The organism is Bradyrhizobium sp. NAS80.1 (genome assembly GCF_001908205.1).
In the GTDB taxonomy this organism is placed as follows: domain Bacteria; phylum Pseudomonadota; class Alphaproteobacteria; order Rhizobiales; family Xanthobacteraceae; genus Bradyrhizobium.
Genome location: NZ_LGHL01000517.1, coordinates 1 through 1,099 on the forward strand (window position 1 = coordinate 1; position 1,099 = coordinate 1,099).

General features: G+C 65.2%; 1 pseudogene. It reads right to left on the reverse strand.

What is annotated here, in order from left to right:
• Positions 1 to 322: 322 nt before the first annotated feature.
• Positions 323 to 1,099, reverse strand: a pseudogene (locus tag AC629_RS44615) (IS110 family RNA-guided transposase); the annotation flags it as partial.

Consider the following 1,099-nt stretch of genomic DNA (forward strand, 5'->3'; position numbering starts at 1 on the left):
CGCATGCGATCTGATTAGCGGACAGGCCTCGACCGGGCCATTTGGGTCACCAGTGTTCGCATGCGCCGGGAAGACCGATCCTCCATCGTTGCCTCATCCTCTCGCAGACCTCGGCGGGTAAGGTGTCGTTACGTCATCGATAGCTCCTCACGTCGCGCTGTTCCTTTGTTCGTGCCTGGCGGTCGTTCCTTCGGCCTGCGCGCGCAGACGCGCCGCGCGCAGGGAGCCGTCAAGGCCGGCCGTCGTGCTGTCCTGCCGTCTTGCTCTCCTGTTGCCAGGCCGCGCCTTGACGGCGCCGCGCACGGCGCGAGGATCAAGCAGGTCAGGACACCGCCTCCACCGTCTTGCCGCACGCGAAGGCGCGTCCCTTGTTGAGGACCGCCCAAGCGATCCGGGCGAGCTTGTTGGCGAGCGCAATCGCCAGCACGTTGTGGTGCAATCGCTTCTTGGCGGCTTCGATCCACGAGTTGAGGCCATAGCGCTCCCAACACCTGACCTTGACCAGCACAACCCACGCGGCTTGCACGAACAGCGCGCGGAGGTAGCGATTGCCGCGCCGTGATATACTGCCGAGGATCGTGCGGTCGCCGGTCGAGATCTGCTTCGGCACCAGTCCAAGCCAGGCGCCGAAGTCGCGGCCTTTCGAGAACACGTCTCCAGTGCCGATCGCGGCCACCATGCGCTCGAGATGATCGGGCCAATGCCGGGCACCGTCATCAGTCGCTGGCAGGCCTCATCTTGACGGGCGAGTGTTTCGATCTCGCTCGAGAGCCCCTCGATGCGCGCATCCAGCCGGCGCCAGTCGTCCGCCAGCCCCTCGACGATGCGCAACATGCGAGGCGAGAGCACATCGGTGCGTGTTGCCAAGAGACCCGGCAACTCGAACCGCAGGGAATGCGGGCCTTGCCGCACGGCGATGCCTCGCTCCAGCAGGAACGCTCGGATCTGATTGATGACGCCGGTACGCTGACCGACCAAGCGATCGCGGACCCGGTGCAGGGCCTGAAGGTCGAGCTGATCGGCGGTCTTGGTCGCGACGAATTTCATGGTCGGGCGTTGGACAGCCTCCGTGATGGCTTCCGCATCCCGGAAGTCATTC